Source organism: Candidatus Omnitrophota bacterium, from assembly GCA_021735655.1.
Lineage (GTDB): Bacteria > Omnitrophota > Gorgyraeia > Duberdicusellales > 4484-171 > JAHKAJ01.
This window is the reverse complement of sequence record JAIPGM010000002.1, coordinates 12,646-36,081: the sequence shown is the minus strand read 5'-3', so window position 1 is coordinate 36,081 and position 23,436 is coordinate 12,646. Positions and strand designations below refer to the sequence as shown.

Genomic DNA, 23,436 nt, shown 5'->3' with positions numbered 1-23,436 from the left:
GTGCGAAAAGTGATAATCTGCCGTCCACCAGTAATTCATTGTTTGACCCTGCTAATCTTATCTTCCGCTATTTTTAGTTTCTCTAAAACACTCTCAAATGACGGGGGATCCTCAAAAAACATTTGTTGCATTTGTCGGTAATCAGTTTTCAACTGGCTTATTTGGTCATCGCGCGGCACCAGCCGCAAGCTGCCCGGTTTAGCCTCTTCATAATGCGCCCAGTTAGCTTTAAAAAATAAAGACTTATGATCGGATACATGTTTCAATAGCGATATTTTTTCTAAAGATTTCTTGTATACAAAAGAATCTACCATCGCGAATAAATCATAATAGTGCCGCGACATCCGCGGAGGCACATTCTTACCTTCAGGATAATGATATATCATATGAAGTATGGTCGCTTTCTCCCAAAAGGTCCGCTCTGCGGCTAAAACACGCACTGATGCACCTTCAATAGTCACATCGTCTGAAACATTAGCAACATATGGCGTAACAGCCATATTTTCAACAGGCCAATGGTCGGCTCTGGAACCAAACTCAATTTTAACAGCGGCCTTTACGTAGCTTTCCATACTATTTGTCAAAGCGTGTGGGAAAGTAAACAAAACTGTCTGCTTTAATGCGTCGTTAGAATCGATTTCGAGATTCCATTTTTTTCTATCGGTCAGAATAGCGGCAATACTTTTTTTCAGTTCTGGGATTAGAGTGCCGCTGATCTTTGCTTGACAGGCTAACTGTAACCTTTCAAGTCTTCGCTGGTTTTCTTTGTTACTTTCTTGTTTTTTAGGTTCAATGGCCTGTTGGCTTGATAAAAAAGACCTTTCTATCGAAATATCGACATCTTCTGAAAAACGCCTGATAACGTCATAGCATTTTGAAAGTGATGTACCGCCCTTAAATGTCAAGTGACTGCCTGATGACGGTAACGAAAAAAGGGTCCTGAGTATCCAACAAACCCAGAAATCCTTTTCAATAAGCTGTGGCATTACATTCAAGTCAGCCGCGGCTACTTCGAAATAGGCGCGTTTGTCTTTATCACTCAATAATACGAATTTGTCCACAGGCTTCTTATCCTTGTAATTGCCGAAATATATTTCCTATCCATACAGGAGCGTAACGAAGGTCGTTTATAAGCTGACGCTTGTCATCGCTGGATAATCTTTTCTTAAGCATCCCGATTATTTTATCATCCACATGATCTTGGCCTAAATGACGCAGAGCCTGGATAACCAGACCGCTCACCCGCATGGCAGTGGCCATATTTTTAGGAGTTGTCCTTTTTAAGACAACCTGCTGTTTGTTTATTTGTACTTTGCGATTAGGGCCGTCAGTCAGAAAAACAATCTTTGCAGGAACCTGCTCAGTAAGCCCGAGCAGATTGGCGGCATACGCCCCCGATGGCTGAATTTTTAAACTATCCCTTCCTGCCAAAGCTTGGGCTATCCGCTCATAGTTAGGCGGAAGATCGCCCAGCGTAGGGTGTTTCTCAGGATAATCATATAGTCCATGTGCCAATCGGCGAATAGTACCGGCTTTTGCCAACCGCCCCAAGGCTTGAGCCACGGCTGTACGGCTTCCAAGGTCAAGAAAGTGATTTGGAGTGAATACCCAACCCCTATTCTTACCATAAATCCTGCTAACTACTTTATTCTCAATGCTTTGCGACATTTTATATACCTCGCTTTTGTCACAAAAAGTATATATTATTTGTGACAGGATGTCAAGCTATTTCTTCGAGTTATTTAATTTTATAAAGCCAAAAACCAACTATCTAATGTTCACTAATTAGTGAACATTAGGAAAAAGTGAACATTATTCCAGTCTTGTGCGCTTTGGGATTTTGCCGGTTTTGAAGTGTTTATCGATCCAACCGTTCTTGACTTTATCCCGGCTGTCGAAATGTTTGACGTAAGGCTTGATGTCCAGAAGCGGGGTGTCGTCTAAAATATCGACTTCCATAAAAGTAATGGTATTCCCTTTTACGCTCTTTAATTTCACGATCGAGAAACCTATATGATTTGGCCGGTGCGGGCTGCGTATTGCAAATATTCCATGTTCGGTATCTTCTAGAAACGGTTTGCCTGTTAGACGTTCCTCTTTCGAGCGGTTAAAATGATAGATCAAGATAACATGCGAAAAACCTTTGATATCCTTTAGGCCCGCTTTATATTCAGGAAATATTTTGGCAGTGCCAAAAACTCCCCTTTTAAACTTACCCTGAATAGGCATACCCTTGGATTCTTTATACGGCGTATTTATGATGCCTATGGGTTTAATTGTAATAGATTTTTTCATTTTAAAATTTATCTCCCTACTTATGACGGTATTTTATGACTCTAACCTTTTCAAGCGTAATCAGCCCTTCTTGCACGGTTTCATCTAAAAAAGGCAGGAGCTTGTTTAAATTCTCTTCAGTATCCACAAGCTCAATAATCACCGGCAAATCCTCGGAAAGCCTCAAGATTTTAGCCGAATGCATGTGGCTGTCCGCCCCAAAACCCATAAGCCCCCGTAAAACTGTGGCTCCTGCCAAGTTTAGTTCTCTGGCTTTAAGAACGATCTGCTCATATAACGGCTTGCCCTTATACTTGTCGGATTCCCCTATGAATATCCTTAACAATGTTCCTTCTTCAGGCAGTTTCATGATTAGTCCCTCCTTTAGCGCGCTATGTTAAATAAAAAACGGCTTAAAAAATATCCGGCAAAAACTAGTAATATACCTAATGCAAAACTCGATAATATATTTGCTATGAAAAGACCGTATTCACCGTCCCGGATCAGGTGAAAGCTCTCCAGCGAAAACGTGGAGAATGTCGTAAAAGAACCAAGCAATCCAATAAAAATCAGAATTCGCGTATTCTGGGAAACGATAACGGATTCAAACATTCCCCATAAAAAACCTATAAGAAAAGATCCTATGAGATTAACGCTCAATGTCCCCCACGGGAAACTACTGCCTCCGATTCTATGTGCCAGCCCTGAAGCCCAATAGCGCAATAAAGCGCCAGCGGCGCCACCAAAAGCAATATAAAAAAGCCTCAACATAGACAAATCCCTCCTTTCATTTAAGTAGGAGTTATCAGCCTGTTGAGGCGGTTAACGGCGAACCCCATCGCCTATCGATTATTTAATAATCATATAACTCGCTATACCCAAAAGACACGCTCCGAATATTTTTCTTAACACAACTTCCGGAAATCCTACCGCGAATTTCGCGCCTAAGAATCCGCCGATAACAAATCCCAAACATATAAATCCTGCCACCGGAAAATTAACGTGTCCCTGCTTATAATACGCTAAAGCCGCCAGTATGCCAATAGGCGGTATTAACATCGCCAAAGTTGTCCCTTGAGCTGCATGCTGAGAAAACTTAAAGAGATAAATAAGGGCGGGAACAATGATGATTCCCCCTCCTATTCCAATTAAACCGCTTATCGCGCCCGCGAATAGGCCGATTAAAATATAAAGTAAAATATTTATCATATGTTCACCGCCCTTTAAAAGGTTACTACCTTATCAGATTCTTTAACGATATCGTACATGTCCTTCATCGTGTTGATCGGGCACATTTCGGTGCCTTCTTGATTGCGAGATTTAATACAAGTTCCGCAGGCAAGTATTTTGCCACCATCTTGCATAAACTTCTCTGCCTGCTCAATAGTATTGAATTTATCGGTGCTTATGCTTTGATACTCCACACCTTTAATGATCCTAGCGGCCGGAATCGTAAATGTGCCATAGCCACACCCAAATTCCACAGCATCGCGAACACCGCTATTGAATTCGAGCGTTTCTAACGTTTGAGCAGGGAAAAAGAAACCTTTCCACATCCCCTTATCCGGCATTCCACTATCCCTGATTTTCACGCTATACCGTCCCCATTTCTGACGGATTGGGCGTTTTAAACACTAAAAATGTGGCGTCAATACTGCCGGTGTTTTTAATGATCATCGGCGCTTGAAAGGCGACCGGCAATAGATCGCCTTTCTTAACCTGATTATCAGCACCGTCAAGATTGACCGTTAAATCATTGCCCCTTACAACCAGAAGATGAACGTTTGAATTAGCGTTATGCTGAGGCACACTTTGCCCCGGCTTTAACGCTATTTGCATAACAAGCAGGTGCTTTTCATCGACCAGTTTGCGATTCCCCATTTTATCGTCATTATACGGGATATTTTCTAAAACATTCATTTTACCCTCCAATTTTGTTGAGATCCTTCGTCGTCGCTTCACTCCTCCTCAGGATGACGGTGCGTGTTGTCTACTCCACCAACGCCGTGACGAGCGGCATCATCGACTTACCATAAATCGGCCATCGGCTATACGAATGTAGATTCTCATAGGCAACTATTATAACAGGATATAGCTAGCTTGAGGACAGTAAAAAAAGGGGGCTTAAAAATTTTTACCCCCCTTTTTTTTCTTAGTGAACCGAAATCTTTCTGGCATGTAAAAAGCTCTTTTCTACCGGTGCAGTTATCCTCAACATGCCATTGCGAAATTCAGCATTAATTTTTTCGGCATCTACCTCTTCGCAAAACCGATAACAAGAGTCAAAAATCAGGTCTTCCTTGCCGGCCTTCAAGCAAAAACCAGCTTTACCACTCTCTAAAGAGATATCTTTTTTCTTAACTCCAGCCAAGTCTATTTCAGTGGTAATGCTGTTACCATCATCGCTGTAGTTCATACTCACCGACGGACAGACGCGGAATTTCATTTTTTCTTGTTTCATGATAAGCCTCCTTTCCTTAAGCTCCTCCACAAACAGTGCATTTTTTGTCTGCCTGGCCTGCACCGGTTTCAAGGCTTAAGCCGCCTTCTTGGTAATCCTTTAGCCCGCCTTTGTAGTCAAAAACATTTTTATAACCTAAAGCTATCAATTTCCTGGCAGCCGTAGTGCTGGCTGAACACTCAAAACTAGCACAATAAGTTACAATTTTATCCCTCTTTTTAAGTAACTTAGCGGATTTGCGGCCGATTTCTGCTAAGGGAATTGAAACCGCCCCTTTAATGTGCCCTTTAGCAAAGCTTTCCCGGCTCAAAACATCCACTAATTTAAAATCTTCTCCTGATTCGATCAAATCGCTTAATTCTTCCCGGCTTATTTCTTTTAGCATAACCCTCACCCCCTTATCTTAATTTAGATGCTAAAAAATAAGAAAAGTTTCAAAAATTAGATTAAGGTATCTGCTCAAAAGCATCCAGCCAGCTTTTATCTTTATAATACTGCATCCGGTAAAACCAGTATTCAACTCCCCAGAAAAAAACCGTATCCACCCCTAAATACTCCAGCTCCCCAAAACTAACCGGGAAATCTTCGGCTCTGCAGGTAATCGCTGCTTCCTTACGGATATGCACCAATTCCCCTGGCTCCCAGGGTTCGGCCTGAAGCTCAGTAACCCAGACCGTTTTATCCTGAGCTTTCGCATAATCAACAAAGCGTTTAAGGTATTTTAAACGTTTTTGAGGAACAGTCAAAAAACAGATTTTCTGGCCAATGAGTTTATGGCCGATAGTCGAGTAAATATTAAAAGCAGGAATATCAGCAATATCGATTATCTGATAGACCGGATTCTTGGTGTAAATAAGCCGGTTAAAAAATCTTAATATTCGGTTAAGATAAGTCATCGCATTTATAACGATAGGACGGCTTCTCGTATCCAGTTTCTCTACCAGATCAATCTCTTCTTGCAAAAAATCGTTCCGTATCCGCCAATCCTTGGGGCCGGCTCTGTTCAATGGTTCATTTTCTACCTGCCAGGCAACAATGATAGCTTCCTTTTTGTAGCGCTCAACTACCCGCCGGATAAAGAGCAGACTACGCTCCTTAATAATTTTTCGATCGGAAACTGCTGAGCCAAAACGAAAAGATAAATCCTTCATCAGCCAGGCCGGGATAAAATATTCCGGCCAGCGCGGCGCTTTCATTCCCACAGTAAGCAATACCGGGATATTATTTTCTTTTGCCTGCTGAATCTGCCAATCAAGTTCGCTAAAATCAAATTTATCGCGGCTTTTCTCAATCCGGCTCCAATAAGCCCCTAAACGGATGACATCTAAATCCAAAGCCATGGTTTTTTTATAAATCTTTCGCCAATTCAAATCTAAATACTCACACTGCACCTGGCTGAAAGTAACCCCCACCTTTACTTCTTCAGCGTAAGTCTTTTGCGGGATTATCAAGAGAAAAATAAATAAAGCAAATTTGACAGCTCTTTTCACGTTTAGGATTTTGATTTACGGTATTTTCCGGTTACCGAGAACTCCATATATTTTCCGAACATAAGGCGGGTTTGGGCATCAAGCGCCGGTATGGCACTCAAGAATAAAAGCGCCACCGGGATAAACAACCATTCAAGTATATGTTTGACCCCGATTAGGATTCCGTGTTTACCTTCTCTTCGGGGAAGCAGTAATAAACTTATTACCGTACAAATAATAATTCCGATTGAAGCCAGGCTAAACATAATCCCGCGGATGCGCGGGGCAAGGTAATAGGCCGTGCTGGAAGAAAATTCCCGAGAAGCAAAAAATGCCGGTAGCCAGCTGCCGAGTAATAACAAAAACGACCAGGTAGCCCAGGAGACAAAACCATCCAGCAATTTATAACCGTAACTTAGCTTGCGGCTGAAACTGATTTTTTTTACCTGAAAAAATCCTCTTACCACAATCGGAAAATTTTCTATTCCCCAGGCCCAGCGCCGCTTCTGTTTATAAATTGCGGTAAAAGTCTCCTTTAGGCCTGGCCCGGCAGCAATATCCATAGAAACTGTTGTATAAATGGGCCTAACCCGATAATTGCCCTGATAATGGATAAATGCCTTCCAGAAAATAGCCGAGTCATCAGAAATCATATCCACCGGCCAGTAGCCGACATCCTGCAAGGCCTTAAAACTCATACTATGGCTGGAAAAAGTAACCAATTTACCGGGATTAGTTGCTTCGATCAGCTGGAAGAAAGAAGTGCCGATATCAAGGATCCTGGCAAAACCGGCAACCTCCCAAATGTTATTGTGATAAACCGGGATCGGCTGATAGCTTGACTGCAGGCGAAGAGGATTTATCAGATAATGATAAGTAAGACAGCTGAAATAATCGGGATTGGCCACTGTATCGGCGTCAAAACAGGATACCAGGATATTTTCCGGCTTAATGCCTTTGGCGCTGAAAAAACTTTGAGCCCGGCGGGCGGCAAAGCTTACATTGGCCCCCTTAACTTTAGCTTCCCCGGGTTGGTTTTCCGGATGTAAAATGACTAAAAAATCTAAAAAAACGTTTTTATATTTTTCCCGCAGTTCATCCGTCTGCTGCTTGACTTTCTGGGAAGCTGAATCCTCAAGAGCAATGATTACCAGAAATCTTTCGGCCGGAAAACTCCCCTGCTTAACCGCTTCAATAGCCGGCTCAACCACTTGCCGGGCTTCGCGGATAACCGGCAAAATAAGCAAGTGGTAAATATTTTCCGAGGAAGGCGGCAGGTTCTTGCTTGTTTTAAGCTTCCTCAATTGCCGGTAATGGATACGGGCGGCAATTGTTTCTTTTAGGCTGCGCTGTTTAGCCGGGCCGCAGAAAACCGGCGTCTGGACTTTCAAGCGGTCCACAGAGGCAATACACTCCTGCCAATCAGTAGTTTTTTCGATCTCCAGACGGGTATACGAAAGCAAAAGAAAAATGTTCATGTAGATAAGCCGCAGCAGCCAATAAAGCAGAAAAGCGATCATGACCACCGCCGCCGTTAAAGGCTGTAACACCGATAGCACCACTATTCCGATAATCACTGTCCAGCTCAGGAACCCGGGCAGAACCTCCAGAAACCGCTGCCAACTCTTTTCTCTACCTTTAACCCCCTGGCGTGAATATTGAAAATCCATAATATCTCTATTACTAATCAGCCGCTAAAAGCTTAAGCTTCACCAAGGCCCCCTTTTTATCTAAATAGTACAAACAACCTTCAGGCTCATAGTAAAATACTTCAGTATTTTGTTTAGCGCTGACAATATGTTCTCTATGGTGCCGGCCGTCCGGAGTTAAGCCCAAAAGATAAATCTCGGTTTTGTCTTTAAGCAGCAAATTGCTTGCGCTATAAACCCAAAAGCATTGGCTTAAATTAAAGCCCCCTTCATATATCTTATTAAGGCGCAGGCGCTGCCTGAATAAAACATCGTCTTGGGCCTGGCCGTTAAACTCGGCCAGCCAGATATCATGCTTGGTCCAGAACAGAAGCCGGCTGTTAAACCGCTCATATTCCATGCCCAAAACCCCCTGATCAAAAATGGCATAAGGCGGCACAGTCATCACCAGGTCACCGCGCCGGCCCCAAAAAATAAGCTTATCCTTATTAAGCGGCTCTATGCGATAAAACCCTGATTTGGCGAACAACTCCCGGCCCAAATGTTCATCCTCAAATAGAATAGCCTCCTCCTGCTTATCCAGGCTTAATTTTCTGATCAAGTTATCCTTGCCCAGGACATAAAACTGTTTATCCATCAAGCCAAAGCCCTTAATGTTCTCAAAATACTGCGGATAGAGCGATAAATTTTTAATGTCCAAGCGGTCGAGGCCGACGCCATAAATAGAAAAAATATCCTCAGGTAAATCTTCCGACCAAACCAGCCAATCGGGATGCCGAGAAAAAAGCCGGCTTATTTCTTTTAAACCGGGCTTTTTTTCCTTAAAATCAATAAGCAAATACTGCCGGTCCCATAAAGAACCGCCGTAGATAATCAGATAAGTGCTGCCGGCAGCGCTGAATAAACGCTCCACCGCTAATTCGGCATATTGAGAATCCTTATCAATAATGGTTTTGAGACTTTTTTCGGCTAAGTCATAAACATAAAATTCCTTAAGCCGGGGGCCTTGCTGAACAATCAGATAGTCGGAATTTTTTAGCGAATATAAATTGGTATAAACCCGTTTGGGGCCGATAGTTGTTTTATCGAAACTGTGCGGCAAAAGGAGAATATTTTTAAAAGCCGCTGATTTTCCCGCTTTAACCGTTACCTCATGAACCCAAGGCCGGCGGTTCTTTAGCCTTAACTTTACCCGATAGCTTCCCGGATTAAGTTCGCTGATCGTAGCCGGAGTTTTATCTTTGAAACGCCGGCCATCCAGATAAACCTGGGCTCCGGCCGGAATACTGACAAGGTGGATCAGGCCGGTTTGCGAAATATCTTTCTTTTTTGGTTGATAAATATAGCCTAAAGAATAGAAAATAAGCAAAGGACAGAGGACTAAATAGGCCAAAACAAAAAAATAAAAAAGAATTTTGCGTGCTAACTGCATAATCGCCCCTTGATTATTTTTGCTCTTATTATAGCATATATCGGCGCTTCCAATACGAAAATCTGGCTGATTTAGCGGTTGACTAAGTAAAAATATAATTTAAACTAGAACTATGCTTAAAGCAATAACTGCGGCCTTAAAATTAAAATTTATTTTAATTATTCTTTTAACCGCCGCCAATATCTTTGTTATCGCTAAATATATCGATTTAACCCCCCAAGTAGACCAAAACTTCTTTTTTTCCAGCCACGATCCTCAGGCTCAAGCTGAAGGCCGAATTTCAAAAATATTCAAGCGGCAGGATGATCAGCTGATCATCAGCGCTGAAGGAAAAATCGACTCACCGCTTTATCTTAAAAAAGTTGAAGATCTAAGTGCCAAAATCAATGCTCTACCGCAAATAATCAGTGTGATCAGCCTGGCTACCGGCCCGGGAGATTTTGCTACCGGCTTAAAAAGCCCTCTCTGGCGGCGCCTTTTAATCGCCGATGATCAAAAATCCACTAACATCATTGCTGTGCTGCCCGGCCAAGGCCTGGAAGAAAACCTTACGGCAATCGAAAAACTAGTAAACAAAGCTAGCGGCGATAATTTCCGGCTGCGAATTTCCGGAGCCCCCTACATCACAAAACTAATCCAAAAAAATTTAGTTAGAGATTTCCGGCTGTTTACCTTGCTGACTTTTTTGGTTTTCGCCGGATTAATGTTATTTATTTTCCGTTCCTGGTCTATTTTGCTCGGGACACTCTTAGCTTGCCTTAACGCCGCCATGCTGACTATAATCGCAGCTAAAGTATTTAATATTAAGATCGGCTTGCTTACGGCAAACTTAACTACGATTACTTTTGTACTTACTCTATCGCATATAATCTTTCTTACCTATAACTGGAAACATCTGGCTTATACTTCTGGCGATCAACAACGGATAAAGAAATCAATTCAATACACCTTAAGCCCATCATTTTGGAGTATGTTTACAACTTTACTGGGCTTTTTAAGCTTAATTACCGTGCCAGCAAAGCCGCTGCGTGAACTAGGGATATCCGGCGCTCTGGGCGCAATTATCGCCATGGCTTGCGCCTATCTAATCTATCCTTTATTTTTGAGCCGGGTTCAAAATTCCCAGGTAAAAAATGATTATTTTGAAGAAAGCGAACAGTTTATTTATCAGAAAGTAAAAGTGCGAAAAAAAGCTTTTCGCTTAATCTTAATCGGCTTAAGCATCTTACTTTTGCCGGGCTTAGCCTGGTTGAAAAATGACCCTTCAATATTCAGTTATTTTAAAAAGAGTGACCCGATCACTGAAGGCTTACGCTATATTGATCAAAGCGGCGGCAGTAACCCTTTGATTATCGTGGTAAAGACTGAAAGCGGAAATAAATTGAATAACACCAAAAGCTATAATCAATTATGGCAGCTCCAGACTGCCTTAGAAAAACACCAAGCTGTCGGCAGTGTGATCTCGCTGCCGGTTTTAATGGCTCAGGCCAGACAACATCCCTTTTCTTTCTTTTTAGGCTGGGATTGGCTTCTGAATATTATGGAAAAACCCAGCCATAACGAAATCGGAAAAATCTTTATCAGCCCTGACCGAAAAAACGGGCTTTTTCTACTGCGGATGAAAGAAACCGGACGGACAAAAACCCGTTTAGAAATCATTGCTGAATTAAAAGAACTGGTACGCGAAAACGGCTTTGTCCCGGAAATCACCGGCGGGGTCTACGCCTTGCAGGGGCGCCTGGCAAAACTAGTAAGCTCAAGCCTGGTCTTCGGCTTGTTCCGATTGTTGTTTATTTTTTTCCTGATCAGCTGGCTGGTTTCCCGTTCGCTGCCAGTAAGTTTATCGATGACTTTAGGAATTTTAATAATCCCCCTAATTAGCTTGGGCGCTATTGGCTTAATCGGCATGCCTCTGGATATAGTGGCTGCTCCTTCGTTGAATGTGGCTATTGCTATCGGCATTGATACGATGATCCACATGGTCAAATACTGGCGCCGGATCAAAGCCGAAGAAAAAACTACCCGGCGGCGCTGGGAAAAAGTAAGAACTTATCTCTGGAACCCGGTATTTAACACTCTGTTGATCATCGGCCTCGGTTTTGGGGTATTTCTTTTTTCGCAATTTCCGCCTACTCAACGCTTTGGCGGTATTATAATCGCCGGTTCTTTGATGGCCGCCTTAATTGCCCTTTACCTTATGCCTTGGTTCATCTGCAATGTCTTTACCCGGAAAACCTGTGAAGCTTAAAATCAAAGGTATTTCTTGATCCGCTCCAACAGCTTAGTTGATGCTGCCTGATCACCCTTGGCACCAACGCGAATTTCCAACTTTGAAGTTTTTTCGCTAAACTTACGGATATCTAACCAGACTTTTCTACCATCAGTGTACTCACTGCGAATCTGAGTAACCTCATCTGATTTTGCTTCTTTAACTATCTCCATACCCAGCGAACTCAAGGCTCGCTTGCTAGCATCGATAGTCCTTTGGTAACTAGCCGCTACTTCGCTTTCCAACTTACCGCCCAGCCAAAATGCTGTTCCGGCGCCGCCGGCAGCCCCGGCTAAAAGCAAGGCGCATCCAGACAGGCTAAACAACATTACCAAACCAAGGCCCAACGAACATATCTTTCTTAACATAACCCTCACCTCCTTATTCTGATTTAGATGTTAAAAAATAAAAAAAGTTTCAAATATCTATTATTTAAGTAAAAAGAGTTTTTAGTTTTTCCCGAAGCGCTTCTGGTAAATCACGACACTGTAAAGACTGAGTTATTTTTATTGCCTGCTGATAATCGTTTAGAAAACTACGGCAGGGACGGCAATCTTTAATATGCTGGTCGAATCTTAAACGCTGCCGGCTGCCGAGCTTATTGCAAGAATAATCATAAATGAATTTAAGCGAACGATCGCAAACCAATGTTTTAAAACCGATTTTTTCCTCCCGAGCATCGGCGAAATAGGCGGTTAGCTCGCCCCGCAGCATTAGATAGGCCCGATGGAGCCTGGTTTTAAAGGAATTGGCCTTTATATCTAAAACTTTAGCTGCCTCTTTTATCGCTAAGCCATGGACATGATGCAACAACAAGGGTAAGCGATACTTAAGATCCAGCCTTTGTATGGACGAATTGATTTTCCGGTGTAATTCTTTATTCACCAATAAATCATCAGGAAGCAACGGCCAATCCGCCAATACCGCGGATCTGTCTTTTAAGATATGATAATCGATATTGTCCTGTAACCTCAAATCGCGGCGCTTTTTCCGTAAAAACATCAAAGCTTCGTTATAGCTAATCCGGTAAATCCAGGTAGCAATATTGGATTGGCCGCGGAATTTATCCAAATTAAGAATAATCTTACTGAATGTATTTTGAGTGATATCTTCGGCGTCTTTAGGATTGCGGCAGATACTCAAAGCCAGGCCATAAATTTTATCCTGGTAAGCGATAAAAATACTCTTTAGTTTCTGCTTAAAAGCAGCGCTGTTTTTGTTTCTTGCAGCATTGTTTATCGCAGCGGTAACAGATTTCATTCTTTAAAAAACCTCCTTCAAAATACTCTTTAATATTAGCTAAAGTAGTTTCGGCAATATTGCTCAACGCTTCTTTTGTGAAAAATCCCTGATGTGATGTGATAAGTACATTGGGAAAGGTCAAAAGCCGGGCCAGGATATCATCGCTGATCATCGAAGCTGAAAAATCTTCAAAAAAATACTCGCTTTCTTCTTCGTACACATCCAGGCCGGCAGCGCCTATTTTACCGCTCTTTAACCCTTCAATGAGGTCTTGAGTTTTTACCAGGCCTCCCCGGCCGGTATTTATTAAAAAAACACCCGGCTTCATCTGGTTTATACTTTGGTTGTCGATCAAATGGTAGGTATCTTTGTTTAACGGGCAATGCAGAGAAATAATGTCCGATTTAGCATACAGCTCGGGCAAGTCCGTATAGCTAATGCCGCTAGCCTCTGCATATTCTTCATCGGGATAAACATCATAGGCCAGGACCTTCATCCCAAAGCCTTTCAGAATCGATATCAAACAACGCCCGATCTTTCCGGTTCCGATAACCCCAGCGGTTTTAGCGTGAAGGTCAAAGCCGATCAAGCCGTTGATTGAAAAATTTCCCTCGCGTGTCCGGTGATAAGCTTTATGAGTTTTCCGGTTCAGGCTCAATAAAAGAGCGCTGGCGTGTTCGGCCACCGCATAAGGAGAATACCCCGGCACCCGGGCCACATGGATAGTGCCGTAAGCTGCCTTTAAATCAACATTGTTATATCCGGCACTGCGTAAGGCAATTAAGCCGATATTACACTCTTTAAGAACTTCCACTACCGGCTTATCTATTGTATCGTTAACAAAAGCACAAACCGCATCACTGCCCTTAGACAAACAAGCTGTATTATGGTTTAGATGCCCATTGAAATACTGGATATCAAAACCATGCTTTTTATTGGCCTGATCAAAAGCTTCTTGATCATAAGGCTTCGAATCATAAAGAAATATTTTTTTATTGTTGTCCATATCTTCTCCCTTATATCCATATTCTCATAGATTTTTGCCATAGATCATCTAATTATCTCCTTAAGTTGCAACAAATCATCGACTAGATAATCCGGTTTTACCTTGACTATATCATCCCTCTTCCCTATTCCATAAGTGACAGCACAGGTCAATATGCCGGCTTCTTTACCGGTTAGCACATCCAAATCCATATCCCCGACTATAATGATTCTTTTTCTGTCTTGGACGTTTCCTAAAGCCTTCTCCAATGAACATGCGGAGGGTTTCAGGCAGGTTTCATCATCCCCGCCTACGACATCTTTAAAATATTTATTAATCCCTAAACTGTTTAAAGTGATCTGTGCCATATTTTTTTTTCGGTTAGTGACAATAAAAAGATTTTTATTTTTAAAATACTCTAAAACCTCTTCCACGTGCGGATAAAGTTTACTCTTTGTTGCCGAGTGCTTTTTGTAATCATCCTCGAATATAGAAATCCCCTTATCAAACAGATCTCTGTTTTTATCACCGATTGCCTTTCTGATTAGGTCTTCGGCGCCCGTACCGATATAGGAGGCGATCTCATCAGCTTGTTTCTGGCTAAGGCCCAGTTTTTTTAAAGTGAAATTGACGGCATTTACTATATCTTCTTTTGAGTCAACCAGCGTTCCGTCAAGATCAAAAATAATTGAATCTACGGCTTTCATTTTTATACCCCTATTCAAAAAGTTTTTTATATTCTGGGTACCCTTCCTTCTCTAAATCTTCCTTAGGAATAAACCTTAAAGCCGCTGAATTTATGCAGTAGCGTAACCCCGTGGGTTTTGGGCCGTCATCAAATACATGGCCAAGGTGCGAATCGGCCTGTTTGCTTCTTGCTTCCGTCCTCAGCGAAAACCAGCTCCTGTCTTCCCTTACGACAATATTGTCTGGCTCAAGCGGCTTGGTAAAACTTGGCCAGCCAGTGCCGGATTCGAATTTATCCAAAGAGCTAAACAGCGGCTCGCCGGAAACAATATCAACATAGATACCCTCTCTTTTATTATCCCAGTATTGGTTTTTAAACGCCGGTTCTGTGCCGTCTTCTTGAGTAACTTTATACTGCATCGGAGTTAACCTATTTCTTAACTCATCCTTGCTAACCCGGCCCCAGATCTCTTTGAGACGCTGATCGCGGCCGCAGTTAAACCGGTAAAATTTATATCTTAACCGGTTCTTTTTATAATAATCCTGATGATAGTCTTCAGCCGGATAAAATTTGCCGGCCTTGATGATTTTAGTAACAATGGGCTGTTTTAATCTGCCTGACTCCTCCAACCGCTGTTTTGATTCATCAGCCAACTGCTTTTGTTCCCGGTTATGGTAAAAAATCGCTGTGGTGTAAGCCTGGCCCCGATCGCAAAACTGGCCGCCGGCATCAATCGGGTCTATCTTGGTCCAAAAAATATCCAGTAATTTCCGATAACTTATTCGGTAAGGATCGTAATAAATTTCCACGGCTTCAATATGCCCCTTTTGACTGTAATCTTCATAAACCGGGTTTTCACCGGCCCCGCCGGTATATCCGGAAATCACCTTCTCGACACCTTTGACTTTCTCAAAATCCGCCTCCATGCACCAAAAACATCCTCCGGCAAATGTAGCCTTCTTCAAATTTTCCTCAGCTAATGAATTATCCCTCATAAATACCCCGCTTATTAAAAATAATATTATAAACCATTGTTTTTTTGACATCAGGACCTCCCGGTATAATTAACTAAAAAGGCTTTTTGCACTGTATTTAGCGGAAATTCCTTTTGCTAATAACTCCATCTCAAAATGTGTCTGACAACACAGGTTGTTTCCCGCGTAAATATACTCCGTAATCTGGTTATAGCTCATTTTCCTGTGCATATGTTCCATATCTCTGATTTCTTCGGGTGTAGAGTTCATTATTTACTTCCTTGTTTAATCTACCGTATTGTCAAACCAATTCCGCCGCGTCGGCGGAATTGACCGTATTAAAATAAGCTAATAGAACAAAGGTGTTTCAGATAGCAAATTTTTCCGCCGACGCGGCGGAATGGTTATATCTTATTAACAACAACTGCCGCCGGTTTTGACTACATCGGTCTTTGATGCCGCGGGAGTTGGCCCACAGGGAAACGGCCCAAAATGACGGCTTTTATCTCCAACTATTTTAAAATGTTTACCGTACCGTGTATTTGAAAGCATTGAAGCGGTATTCCCACACACAAGCATCGGTTTGCCGGTAAAAAACAGATGATGATCGTCAAGTTTGAATTGGTGCGCGCATCCGGATATCGTGCCAAGATAAACAGCAGTCTGGCCATAATCTTCGCAGATGTCTTCCAAATCATCCAGCTTAAAAGCCCGTATAGTCATAGAGTAAAAATCAATCCCGCCGACTTTCTCTTCAACTTCTTTATTGTTAAGCGCTATTCTTCGGGAAGTTACTACTCTATAATCCAAACAGCCGATTTTTCTTAAACTACGGCGAAAATCCTCTATGTAAAGCGCCCCTCCCAGGCATTCACCGTAAAGTACCGAGTCATGCTTGAGGTGTTCCGGCATCCGGCGGCCGCAGAATACATCGGCGAAATAAAATTCACCTCCCGGTTTTAAGACACGGAAAACTTCCGAGAACACCCCTATCTTATCCGGTGAAAGATTAATAACGCAGTTTGATATAACCAAGTCTATAGAGTTATCCTTTATACCGACACTTTTTAGGTTTTCTATATAACCCTTCCTAAAATCAACATTAGGCTTTTTAAAACCGGATTTTTCTGTCTGGTAATCAATGTGCTTCCTCGCTATATCGAGTTGTTCATCGGTCATGTCGACGCCGATAACAAAACCCCTGCTCCCTACCATCTGTGAAACCAGATAAGTATCCCTGCCTGTGCCACAACCTAAATCCAAAACTTTTAGGTCCTTTAAAAGCGGTGGGATAGGAGAGCCGCAGCCATAAAATTTATCACAAATTTCGGGGTGGATTTTAGCCAAGTATTCTCTTTGCTTTTTAGGCATAGCATCTACTGAACAACAGGCGGTCGTCTTTAGGTCTTTTGTGGTTTTAAGGACTTTGCCGTAATACGCTTTTACGGTTTCCTTAATGTCAAGCGCTCCCTGGCAGCTTGAACCGAAGCCTGCGGTACATGAAAAACAGTGCTCCCCCACCATAACATCTCTGTTTTCAATATCTTTTATATCTACTTTATCTATACTAAGAGGCTTAGCCTTCTCGTCCTTTAAAGCCCAGTTAAGTGATTGGTTAAAATCGCAGTCGTATAATTTTCCGTCGTAGCCTACACTGAGATACCGCCGACACATAATACCGGTAACCGTATCAGGATTGAAATTATCTTCCAGGAGCCGGACATAATTACTATATTCGCCGTTGGCTTCCAAATATTCCTTGAATCTTTTTATCGGAACGTTGGTCATAGCAACGAGTCTGTTAAATTCCACTCCGTAACTTTTTTTAAGGTTTTCTCTGTACTCTCTTTCAAGGATATCCTGTTGAGGAGGCAGATTTATACCTTTAGGATTATATGCAAGGTCTAAGACCAGTTCTTTATCTTGAGAGTATCCACAGCTATTTAGCAGCTGAAGCGCTTTTATACTCTTTTCAAATACACCCAGGCCTCTTTGGGCGTCTACATTTTTTTCCTCATAACAGGGAAGTGAACATATAAGATGTATGTTATTCCTTTTAAAAAATTCGGGCAAGTATTCTTTACCGGGTTCAAAAAACACGGTCAGATTCGACCTTATGACAATCTCCCTGGCCAGCGGCCTTGCTTTCTCAAGGAAATAATCGAAATTGGGATTGAGTTCCGGCGCGCCGCCGGTTATATCCAATATCAGCCCTCTGTTTTTTGAAAGAAACTCTAAAATTCGGTCAACCACTTCCAGCGGCATGATCTTCTTTCCCTGGGGCGAGGAGCCCACATGACAATGCGAACAGCTTTGATTGCAAAGGTCGCCCATATTAACCTGCAGGGTGGTCAACTCTGCTCTTTTTAAACAGGATTCTTTCGGTATATTTTGTGATTCTAAAACATTCAAAAAAGGGTTCATGAAAAACCTCTATCCGTGTTTCTTGGCAATATATTTCTTGGAATAATAAATACCGGCGAAAATTAAAATGGCTACTCCCAAAATCCAAACATTCTTGGGGTTATAAATAACCTTTATAAAGGATGCGCCAAAAAATACCAAAGCAAAAGACCCGGGGATGATCCCGATAAGTGTGGCCAAAAAGTAATCCCGGAGCTTCAGGCTGGTTAAACCAAGAGTCAAATTCTGGATGTCCCAGGCCAGATTGGGTATCAAACGTATCAATAGCACGGTAACGAACCCGTGTTTTTGAATTTTTTTGTCAAGTGTGGCTGCTCTTTGGCCGAGATGTCTTTCTATGATCTGACGTGCAGCATACCGAGCGAAGATAAATTCCACTGTTGCTGATAAATTAGCGGCGATCAAAAGAATAAGAAATCCCAGGCCGGTTCCCCAGATAATACCAGCCACAGCCGAAAAAACAGCAGCCGGAAATAAAATAAGCGGCCGCAAAATATATAACACAATATAGGCTAGAGGCCCCCAGATACCGAGAGACTCAATCCAGTTTTTGAACTTCTCCTCGCTAATATTAGAAAAATCAACATTAACAGCCCTTAAGACTATGATTACCACAACAAGCGCAGCGACTATAAATATAGTTTTAAACCATGGCGATTTGACGAATCGCTTTTTTTCCATATCAATTTTGCCTCATTATTTTAAGAGCTAACTTTATAAGCCGGTTTTGCATCTTTTCGACTAAATTCAAGGCCGCAGTTTTCTTGATCAGCTCTGATAAAGTAGGGTAAACAAAAATTGTTTGGGCAATTTTACTTAAAGGTATTTTCTGGGATTTAGCTATTGAAAGGCCCTGGATAATTTCTCCGGCAGCGGCTCCAACAATATGCGCCCCTATTATATTGCCGTTTCGCTCGCAGATAACTTTGACTAAACCGTCCTTTTCTAAATCAGTAACCGCCCGGTCTGACTTAATATAATCCGACTTGTAAATTTTTATTTTCTTGTATTTTTTTCTCGCTTCTTCTTCGGTCAATCCCAAATGGGCGACTTCCGGTTCGGTAAAAGTAGCCCAGGCAATATTTTCATAACTCGCTTTCTGCCAGGCTAATCTTTTAAACATCGCATTTCTTACGCAGATCGAAGCTTGATAAGCTGCTACATGGCTGAACATATAAGGGCCGACCGCATCTCCGGCTGCAAAAATATTCTTGTTGGTTGTCTGCAAAAATTTGTTTACTTCAATTGATTTTTTATCGTGATTTACACCGCAGCGTTCTAAATCAAGCCCCGCTATATTCGCAGCCCTTCCCACCGCGACCAAAACTTTATCGGCGCTGATTTCTGATTTATTTTTTCCCTTATCTTCCAGGGTTACTGTTATTTTATCAGTATTTTTGACGAAATTAACCGCCTTATGAGATGTCATAAGCCTGATGCCTTCGGCTTTTAGCTTTTGCTCCAAAACTTCTGCTACTTCTCTGTCTTCTTTAGGAACAATTCTATCTAACATCTCCACTACCGAGACTTCAACACCCAATCTTTTAAGGCTCTGGGCCAGCTCTATGCCGATCGGCCCGCCGCCTAAAACAATTAAGCTTCCTGGCAGCTCTTTTAAATCAAATATGGTTTCGTTAGTCAAATAATCTATTTCCCTTAAGCCCTCTATGGTTGGAATAAACGGATGAGAACCTGTACAAATGATATACTTTTTCGCTTTATATATCTTATCGCTGACCTTAACGGTTGCTTCATCTATAAAATGAGGGCTACCGAAGATGATCTCGATCCCTCTCTTTCTTAGATCCTCGGGCTTATGATGAGCGGCGATTTCAATAGTTACATCCCGGACATGCGCCATCACCGAACCGGCTTCGATGCCGCAGGCCCTCTTTAAAGATAAACCAAACTTCTCCGGGCAGCATAGATTATGAGCAACCTGTGCTGATCTAATGAGCGCTTTAGACGGTATGCATCCGTACCAGGTACAATCCCCGCCTAATCTATGCTTTTCAACTATCGCTACCTTTGCTCCCAAAGTATTAGCCACACTGGCAGCAAACAATCCGGCAGCTCCTCCGCCTAGAATAATCAAATCGTAATCATATTTCATAACTCACCGTACCTCAGAATATATTTTCTTTAAAATATGCGGGGCGATACCAAAAAAAAATCCAATACTGACCAGCCAGTTAATCAAGGTCGTCTTGATGATTCCCTGTTTTTCCCAGCGCCGCGCAGATGTAAATATCTTATTCTTTAAAGTACAGGTCTTGCCGTATTTTTTAAGTTTTCGGGAAAATATAATATCCTCAAACAGGGCGACATCGTCAAAGCCGCCAATTTTTTGGAATATGTCTCTTCTGACAAAAATGGCTTGATCGCCGTAAAAGATATGAGAGAGCTTTGCCCGGATATTTCCTGACGCCTCAATGAACCTATAAATTAAAGCCGAGGAATTTATTCTTTGCGAGGAACATCCGCCGATAAACCCCTTTTTAACACTATTTATAATTGCCGGCAAGCCACCTTTTTCCAAAATACAATCAGCGTGAAGAAACACTAAAACATCCCCGCCGGCAATGCCGGCGCCCGCATTGAGCTGATTAGCTCTATTTTTACCAGCCTGCTTAAAAATAACCGGGTAGCTACGGACGATCTCCTTTGTCCTATCCTTGCTATATCCATCCACAACAATGACTTCACAACCATTTTCACCGATCAAGGGCCCTAAAGTACTCTCGATACTATTTTCTTCATTATAGGTTGGTATAATTATTGATACTTTCATCGATCAACACTTTCAGGCTTTTTTCTAATATATTTTAAATCTTTTGGCTCATCTATGTCATACCAATAATCCAAAACAGTGGTCTTCTTCTTTAGTTTTTTTGCCTTCTTGACCGTTCTATCGAACACCGTACCAGAGCTCCATTTTATATTTTCGAATAATTTTTTACATGGCTGTTTAAGGCCAATGAGATAATAGCCGCCGTCATCGGCGGGGCCTAAGACAAGATCGTTTTTACTAAGTTTCTCAAAAGCTCGGTCTATATAATTTATCGGTAGATTCGGTGAATCCGAGCCGATAATCACCGCTTTAGTATTACTTTTAAGAATCGCTTTAAAAACATCAAACATTCTTGCTCCGAGGCCTCTTCCAGCCTGTTTATAAAATGTAAAATCCGAAGCTATTCTTTCGAGAAAAGGCGCCCTTTGATTATAAGAATCATAAGCCATAATTCTTCCGCTACATTTTACTTTTCTGGCTAAGCTGACCGTATTTTTTAACAACTTCTTATAAAGCTTAAGGCATTCTCTAGCGGATAAACAGTCCAACAGCCGGGTTTTTACCCTGCCTTCCTGAGGCTCTTTGGCAAAAACAATAAGTATACGTTTCATCTCAATAACCGCTTGGCCGCTTCGATAAAACCTCTGATCTCTTTTTTAGTATTAGTGATCTGGCACCCGGCAGAATCAAAATGGCCGCCGCCGCCGTATTTATAAGCAAGCGAGGCAACATTTATGCCTCCTTTTGCTCTTAAACTTACCCTTAAAATATTTTGGCTCTTTTCCCGGAATAAAACTGCTATCTTGATCGCCTTTATCGCAAGTATATCGTTAGCCACGGGGTCTACGTCTTCGTCCCTGCCCTTCACGCTGGAAAAATCTTTTTTTGATACTATTGACCAGGCTATTTGACCGTTTCGCGAAAATTCGAGTTTGGACATACAGATGCCGGAAAGTATTACTGCTTGTTTAGTTTTCGACCAATAAACTGTTTCGGAAATTTTATGAAAGTCCACTCCGGTTTTCTGGAGTTTGTAACAAATGTTAAAAGTAGCCGGCTTTACTGTAGGAAGCCGGAATGAATTAGTCTCAACAATTATAGAAGTTAATATATTTTCGGCTATTTCTTTGGTTATGCCTATTCTTAAATAATACAATAACTTATAAACCATTTCGCCTACAGACGCCGCTTTTGTGTCTATGAGAAACATGTTGCCATATGGTTCCCTAAATTCATGGTGGTCTATTTCTAATAAATACTTTGCTTTCCGTATAGTCTTAAACGGCCTGCCAACCATTTCTTTTGAGTTGCAATCCACGGTTATGGCCATATCCGGCACTTTCCCTAATCTTCTAGTTATCTTATTGGCCCCCGGTAGCCCTCTATAGCTTAAAGGCACCCCGTCTTGAGAAACCATAATCACTCTTTTTTTTAAAGTTTTCAAGCCCAAACCTAAGGCTAAAAGAGAACCAATGCAATCGCCATCGGGATTCCGGTGGCAGGCGATGACGAAATCCTTCGCTTTGAATATTCGTTCTTTGATTGTCCTTAAATTACTCATTTTTCAGCTAATTTCCCAGCAACCCGGCATACTCTTTTGCCTAATTTTTAGGCTATTTTTAAGTTAACTTCTGTCGGAGAATGCTCCGCCCTAAATTGACACATAGATATTATCAAAATGAAAAAATGATGTAAATTGGACCTTGGTCCAATAAGGGAAAAAATAAACTCAAGACCCCCTTTTTTTAAAGCGTCGGCAGAGGATCTTGAGTCTTTCTTGCTACGATGCTAGCTGGCTATTCAATGGCAATCTTGCGCAGATGAGTCACTTCTGACCTTTTTGTTTTTCATCTCATTTGTAATGCACTCCCTTTAACAGCAAGGCCTTTCAACATTTACATTTCATTTTACTTTTTGCTTTTTCGATTACCCGCTTAGCCTTTTCCTTGATATTTTTCAGTCTGGCCATCGTAATCACCCCCCCCTTTTTTTATCCCGAATGCCTCTTTAAGGGCCGCTGTTCAGGAATCAAGTATGCTCTCTTTAGTAGAGAAACCTAAGCTAAAAATTTCATTCTCGCTGCGGTCAAACCGCTGCTCTCTCGTTAGAAACTTTTGGTAGCGCTTCTGCTGCGCGAGAAGCCGTCCGAGGCGTTTTTTAGTGTCTGTGTGGCGTGCTCCCCGCGAAAGCCTCTTATAGCAGGCTATCCCCTCCCGGCTTAATTCGACACCATACTGCAGGGCTCCGGCGAGTGAGAAGCTTTCCGGATTCGCCCGGCACGCTTTACAAAAATCGTTTCCTTCTCGCGGACATGGAAACAACCCCTTATGGGAATCGATCAACTCCTGCTGCGCGGAGATTGCCTCTTTAGAAAAAGCTCTAAAGTTCGCTCGAACTCTTCCGTTTCCGATCATTCCGGCAAGATAGTCACTCAAGCGAGCCCGGGCTTCTTCCGCGCAAAGCGCCCCCGCTAATAAATCTCCAGCTTTTACCATATTCCCCAATACCTTCATATTTTTCATATAATATTCTTTTAGGCCCCACTATTTTACTCACCTTCCCTATGTATATTTTGATGCCGAAAAAAGCGAAAGGGTACAATAAATTTATGTTTTTTTGAAGAGAAATTGTTCAATTTTATCCTGCCGTTCAGGAAGGATACCCCGGCATCGACAACAGAAAACCCTCCGGACCGTGCAGAATGATAGTCACCCGCTATTTGAGCGGCAAGCGCTCCACGGCCTCCTCGATCCTCTGCCGCAGCTTTTGCGCGACCAG

The 23,436-nt window shown here is 42.2% G+C and carries 26 protein-coding genes; 1 reads left to right on the top strand and 25 read right to left on the bottom strand.

What is annotated here, in order from left to right:
- Positions 1-35: 35 nt before the first annotated feature.
- The 13 genes from K9L86_01150 to K9L86_01090 all read right to left on the bottom strand — a co-directional run bounded on the left by K9L86_01150 (position 36) and on the right by K9L86_01090 (position 9,285).
- Positions 36-1,061 carry a nucleotidyl transferase AbiEii/AbiGii toxin family protein gene (locus K9L86_01150; GenBank protein MCF7907475.1) on the bottom strand — a complete coding sequence of 342 codons (1,026 nt, stop codon included), beginning with the start codon at positions 1,059-1,061 and terminating at the stop codon, positions 36-38.
- A 7-nt stretch (positions 1,062-1,068) separates the two neighbouring features.
- Positions 1,069-1,668: a DUF6088 family protein gene (locus K9L86_01145; GenBank protein ID MCF7907474.1), complete on the bottom strand. Its 600-nt coding sequence runs from the start codon at positions 1,666-1,668 to the stop codon at positions 1,069-1,071.
- 144 nt (positions 1,669-1,812) lie between these two features.
- Complete coding sequence (gene tsaA / locus K9L86_01140) at positions 1,813-2,295, bottom strand: tRNA (N6-threonylcarbamoyladenosine(37)-N6)-methyltransferase TrmO (GenBank protein ID MCF7907473.1); 483 nt, start codon at positions 2,293-2,295, stop codon at positions 1,813-1,815.
- A gap of 16 nt (positions 2,296-2,311) precedes the next feature.
- On the bottom strand, positions 2,312-2,644 hold the full coding sequence (locus tag K9L86_01135) for a DUF190 domain-containing protein (GenBank protein ID MCF7907472.1): 333 nt from the start codon (positions 2,642-2,644) through the stop codon (positions 2,312-2,314).
- Positions 2,645-2,658: 14 nt separating this feature from the next.
- Positions 2,659-3,045 (bottom strand): fluoride efflux transporter CrcB, encoded by a 387-nt coding sequence (gene crcB / locus K9L86_01130; protein ID MCF7907471.1) that lies wholly within the window; start codon positions 3,043-3,045, stop codon positions 2,659-2,661.
- A 78-nt stretch (positions 3,046-3,123) separates the two neighbouring features.
- Positions 3,124-3,483, bottom strand: a complete 360-nt coding sequence (locus tag K9L86_01125) for a TSUP family transporter (protein ID MCF7907470.1) — start codon at positions 3,481-3,483, stop codon at positions 3,124-3,126.
- A 14-nt stretch (positions 3,484-3,497) separates the two neighbouring features.
- Entirely contained in the window at positions 3,498-3,758 is a 261-nt protein-coding gene (locus K9L86_01120) for a DsrE family protein (GenBank protein ID MCF7907469.1), read from the bottom strand.
- 109 nt (positions 3,759-3,867) lie between these two features.
- Positions 3,868-4,194: a hypothetical protein gene (locus K9L86_01115; GenBank protein ID MCF7907468.1), complete on the bottom strand. Its 327-nt coding sequence runs from the start codon at positions 4,192-4,194 to the stop codon at positions 3,868-3,870.
- Between the two features lie 232 nt (positions 4,195-4,426).
- Positions 4,427-4,735 (bottom strand): Hsp20 family protein, encoded by a 309-nt coding sequence (locus tag K9L86_01110; GenBank protein MCF7907467.1) that lies wholly within the window; start codon positions 4,733-4,735, stop codon positions 4,427-4,429.
- Positions 4,736-4,751: 16 nt separating this feature from the next.
- The gene (locus tag K9L86_01105; GenBank protein ID MCF7907466.1) at positions 4,752-5,120 is read right to left on the bottom strand and encodes a rhodanese-like domain-containing protein; all 369 of its coding nucleotides are present in this window, start codon (positions 5,118-5,120) and stop codon (positions 4,752-4,754) included.
- Positions 5,121-5,181: 61 nt separating this feature from the next.
- A complete protein-coding gene (locus K9L86_01100) occupies positions 5,182-6,225 on the bottom strand; it encodes a beta-galactosidase (protein ID MCF7907465.1) in 1,044 nt (347 codons plus the stop codon).
- 2 nt (positions 6,226-6,227) lie between these two features.
- Complete coding sequence (locus K9L86_01095; GenBank protein ID MCF7907464.1) at positions 6,228-7,874, bottom strand: glycosyltransferase family 2 protein; 1,647 nt, start codon at positions 7,872-7,874, stop codon at positions 6,228-6,230.
- A 13-nt stretch (positions 7,875-7,887) separates the two neighbouring features.
- Positions 7,888-9,285, bottom strand: coding sequence for a PEGA domain-containing protein (locus K9L86_01090; GenBank protein ID MCF7907463.1), 1,398 nt, complete (start codon positions 9,283-9,285; stop codon positions 7,888-7,890).
- A gap of 112 nt (positions 9,286-9,397) precedes the next feature.
- Between K9L86_01090 and K9L86_01085 the strand changes: the two genes are divergently transcribed.
- Positions 9,398-11,533 (top strand): MMPL family transporter, encoded by a 2,136-nt coding sequence (locus K9L86_01085; protein ID MCF7907462.1) that lies wholly within the window; start codon positions 9,398-9,400, stop codon positions 11,531-11,533.
- Positions 11,534-11,535: 2 nt separating this feature from the next.
- Here K9L86_01085 and K9L86_01080 read toward each other — a convergent pair whose 3' ends face one another.
- From K9L86_01080 to K9L86_01025, 12 genes are all read right to left on the bottom strand, one after another.
- Complete coding sequence (locus K9L86_01080) at positions 11,536-11,922, bottom strand: DUF3568 domain-containing protein (protein MCF7907461.1); 387 nt, start codon at positions 11,920-11,922, stop codon at positions 11,536-11,538.
- Positions 11,923-11,986: 64 nt separating this feature from the next.
- Positions 11,987-12,814 carry a sigma-70 family RNA polymerase sigma factor gene (locus K9L86_01075; GenBank protein MCF7907460.1) on the bottom strand — a complete coding sequence of 276 codons (828 nt, stop codon included), beginning with the start codon at positions 12,812-12,814 and terminating at the stop codon, positions 11,987-11,989.
- Positions 12,753-13,802, bottom strand: coding sequence for a 2-hydroxyacid dehydrogenase (locus K9L86_01070; protein MCF7907459.1), 1,050 nt, complete (start codon positions 13,800-13,802; stop codon positions 12,753-12,755). Before K9L86_01070 ends, K9L86_01075 begins: the two co-directional genes overlap by 62 nt.
- 44 nt (positions 13,803-13,846) lie before the next feature.
- Positions 13,847-14,488 (bottom strand): HAD-IA family hydrolase, encoded by a 642-nt coding sequence (locus tag K9L86_01065; protein MCF7907458.1) that lies wholly within the window; start codon positions 14,486-14,488, stop codon positions 13,847-13,849.
- Between the two features lie 10 nt (positions 14,489-14,498).
- The gene (gene msrB / locus K9L86_01060; GenBank protein ID MCF7907457.1) at positions 14,499-15,464 is read right to left on the bottom strand and encodes a peptide-methionine (R)-S-oxide reductase MsrB; all 966 of its coding nucleotides are present in this window, start codon (positions 15,462-15,464) and stop codon (positions 14,499-14,501) included.
- 393 nt (positions 15,465-15,857) lie between these two features.
- Positions 15,858-17,867, bottom strand: coding sequence for an arsenosugar biosynthesis radical SAM protein ArsS (gene arsS, locus K9L86_01055; GenBank protein MCF7907456.1), 2,010 nt, complete (start codon positions 17,865-17,867; stop codon positions 15,858-15,860).
- Between the two features lie 9 nt (positions 17,868-17,876).
- Entirely contained in the window at positions 17,877-18,548 is a 672-nt protein-coding gene (locus tag K9L86_01050; protein ID MCF7907455.1) for a TVP38/TMEM64 family protein, read from the bottom strand.
- A gap of 1 nt (position 18,549) precedes the next feature.
- Positions 18,550-19,980, bottom strand: a complete 1,431-nt coding sequence (locus K9L86_01045; GenBank protein ID MCF7907454.1) for an FAD-dependent oxidoreductase — start codon at positions 19,978-19,980, stop codon at positions 18,550-18,552.
- Positions 19,981-19,983: 3 nt separating this feature from the next.
- Positions 19,984-20,658 carry a TIGR04283 family arsenosugar biosynthesis glycosyltransferase gene (locus K9L86_01040; GenBank protein ID MCF7907453.1) on the bottom strand — a complete coding sequence of 225 codons (675 nt, stop codon included), beginning with the start codon at positions 20,656-20,658 and terminating at the stop codon, positions 19,984-19,986.
- Entirely contained in the window at positions 20,655-21,269 is a 615-nt protein-coding gene (locus tag K9L86_01035) for a TIGR04282 family arsenosugar biosynthesis glycosyltransferase (protein ID MCF7907452.1), read from the bottom strand. The genes K9L86_01040 and K9L86_01035 overlap by 4 nt, the downstream gene beginning before the upstream one ends.
- Positions 21,266-22,219, bottom strand: coding sequence for a bifunctional oligoribonuclease/PAP phosphatase NrnA (locus tag K9L86_01030; protein ID MCF7907451.1), 954 nt, complete (start codon positions 22,217-22,219; stop codon positions 21,266-21,268). The genes K9L86_01035 and K9L86_01030 overlap by 4 nt, the downstream gene beginning before the upstream one ends.
- Before the next feature lie 460 nt (positions 22,220-22,679).
- On the bottom strand, positions 22,680-23,171 hold the full coding sequence (locus tag K9L86_01025) for a hypothetical protein (protein ID MCF7907450.1): 492 nt from the start codon (positions 23,169-23,171) through the stop codon (positions 22,680-22,682).
- Between the last annotated feature and the right edge of the window lie 265 nt (positions 23,172-23,436).